We start from the raw sequence: 2031 nt of genomic DNA on the forward strand, positions 1-2031 counted from the left end.
ATGGTCTGGCGCCCCGATCAGCTCGGGCAGTTCCTGGATCACGCAGCCGAGGACCGGCTGTACGCGCTGTGGCACCTCTACGCGTTCCGCGGCCTGCGACGCGGCGAGGCGTGCGGCCTGGAATGGCCCGAGGTCGATCTGACGGGCGGCTCCATCGCCGTCGTACGCCAGCGGATCACCATCGCAGGTGTGGTGTACGAGGACACGCCGAAGTCCGACGCCGGGGAGCGCGTGATCGCTCTCGACGAAGACTCGGTGGCCGCGCTCCGCGCCCATCGGCTCGTCCAGCGCAAGGACCGCATGGCCGCCGGCTCGGCCTGGGTCGACTCGGGGAAGGTCTTCTGCGCAGAGAACGGCTCACCGCTCGACCCGAGCGACATTTCCGACCGGTTCGAGGACCTGACGGTCGGCGCTGGCCTGCCCCCGATCAGGCTGCACGATCTCCGACACGGCGCGGCATCGCTGATGCTCGCGGCCGGCGTCTCGATGAAGACCGTGCAGGAGACACTTGGCCACTCCAACATCGCGCTCACCGCGAACACCTACACCTCGGTCTACCCCGAAGTGGCGACCGCAGCCGCCGAGGCGACCGCCCGCATGGTGCCCCGCGCACGACGCGACGCGTGACGCTGTCTGGCTGACGCCCAGCACGTCCCTGCGTCGTCCAACGATGCGCGCGAGGGTGATGACAAGGGCGCGAACGCGAAGTCGACCTCAGGCCGTGCTCAGGTCTGCTGATCATCACGCCGAGGTCGCCGGTCAAGAGCTGCGCGCACTGACGGGCCCACACCCACATCTCGCACTCGGTGCAGCGCGTCCGCGGCGACCTTGAGGTCGTCCTTGCCGCCCTTGAGATAGACAACGAGCAAGAACACCAGGATGAGCGTCAGGCTCACGAGAGCAGACACGGCCAGAACCGCGGCGACGATCAGGGACAACTCGGACACATCTACCCCACGGGAGAGTCAGACTTGCAGCCGAGTACTGCAGGTCAAGCGTGTGGTAGGGCGATCATGAAGTTGTTCCCGCGGTGAAGCAGGATCGAAGGCTTGTACGCCGTCAGATAGCTCGTTCGCCCCACTCGGTCCGAGGTCGATCCGCGGGAGAGGAGAACGAGCCCCGCGCTCAAGGCGCCGAACAAGCCCACGGACACTCCAGTGTGGCCGTCCGCGAGGTTACACCACTGTCATTTACGGACCGTGCGCGGTCGTACGCGCGGAACACGCCTCACGACACACCGTTGTCATCCTGTGTGTGCGATGGTCTTGTGTGATCGCGTTGCAGACGTTCTACCTGCGAAAACGTGGTGCGCCCGAAGGGATTCGAACCCCTAACCTTCTGATCCGTAGTCGGCACGCTGACGCCCACATGCCTGGCGACCTGGCGAATCGACGGTTCTACTGGTGCTCGATCAGGCAACAGAGGAACCTGGCAACAGCAGTTCGTGGACCGACTCGTGGACCGACATCGGGACTGCTGACGGTTCGGTTGACATCCTTCCAGCGAGGACCACAGTCCTCACAGATCAGATGTCAACCGAACCGTCAGCAGTCCCGTCTCTTCCCCCCGACGAACTCGGCGGGGCCGAACTCACTGACACCACCACCGGTCACCGACTGGGTCACGATCACGTCCTTGTCGACCTGACCGACGAAGGTGTGCTGCACCTCCAGGTGCGCCTCACCATCCGCCACCGAGACCACAATCGCCTCGAACGCCGTCTCCCGCTCCGCCAGGATGGTCGGGTCCACCGGCGCGCACGCCGCAGCGGGACCACCCGAGGACGGTGCGGTCAGCTCGGTCGAGGCGAGAGCCGACGGAGCACCCACCAGAACCACCGACGCCACGGAGACCGCTGCCGCAGCGGCAGCGCCGAGCAAACCGCGGCGGACCCACCGCGACCGACCACCGCGGTCGCGCCCGCCGGCGGCATCAGCGGCGTGGGAGTCCCGCGTTCCGCAGTTGATGGGCACATGAGCCGGGTCCGGCCGATGATGTGCCTGGTCAGCGAGTCGCCGCCTCGCTGAAGTG

Annotated in this window: 3 protein-coding genes; 1 reads left to right on the forward strand and 2 read right to left on the reverse strand. The window is 66.6% G+C overall.

Features of this window, described 5'->3' with window-relative positions:
* Positions 1 to 627, forward strand: a 627-nt coding sequence (locus PHY01_RS26030; RefSeq protein WP_141282916.1) for a site-specific integrase, incomplete at its 5' end; no start/stop codon positions are given.
* Between the two features lie 98 nt (positions 628 to 725).
* On the opposite strand, the gene PHY01_RS26035 is transcribed toward PHY01_RS26030, so the two are convergent.
* Positions 726 to 938 (reverse strand): hypothetical protein, encoded by a 213-nt coding sequence (locus PHY01_RS26035; protein ID WP_141282918.1) that lies wholly within the window; start codon positions 936 to 938, stop codon positions 726 to 728.
* A 606-nt stretch (positions 939 to 1544) separates the two neighbouring features.
* Positions 1545 to 1751 carry a hypothetical protein gene (locus tag PHY01_RS26040; RefSeq protein ID WP_141282920.1) on the reverse strand — a complete coding sequence of 69 codons (207 nt, stop codon included), beginning with the start codon at positions 1749 to 1751 and terminating at the stop codon, positions 1545 to 1547.
* Between the last annotated feature and the right edge of the window lie 280 nt (positions 1752 to 2031).

It is taken from the genome of Pseudonocardia hydrocarbonoxydans, from assembly GCF_006539565.1.
In the GTDB taxonomy this organism is placed as follows: Bacteria; Actinomycetota; Actinomycetes; order Mycobacteriales; family Pseudonocardiaceae; genus Pseudonocardia; species Pseudonocardia hydrocarbonoxydans.